Here is a 250-nt window from a genome sequence, read left to right on the forward strand (position 1 = left end):
CCGGTGCCTCGGCCAGCGGCAACAGGGTCAGATGAAAGCGCTCGTGGCGCCCGTTCTGCTGGGGTTTGACGGGCGCGATCCACTCCAGGGCGATGCCGAGTTTGATGAAGCGCACCGCAAGCGGTGTCAGCCCGGTGACACCGGCCGACGCGAAGGGCGGGCCATTGTCGCTTCGGAACCGGTCCGGCAGGCCATGCTCCTCAAACAGCCGCTCGAATACCGGCCAGGCCTCGGCATCCGCCGTCGAGCC

The 250-nt window shown here is 68.4% G+C and carries 1 pseudogene; it reads right to left on the reverse strand.

Features of this window, described 5'->3' with window-relative positions:
• Positions 1-250: pseudogene (locus EN807_RS34550) on the reverse strand (DDE-type integrase/transposase/recombinase); the annotation flags it as partial.

This window comes from Mesorhizobium sp. M5C.F.Ca.ET.164.01.1.1 (assembly GCF_004792125.1).
In the GTDB taxonomy this organism is placed as follows: domain Bacteria; phylum Pseudomonadota; class Alphaproteobacteria; order Rhizobiales; family Rhizobiaceae; genus Mesorhizobium; species Mesorhizobium wenxiniae.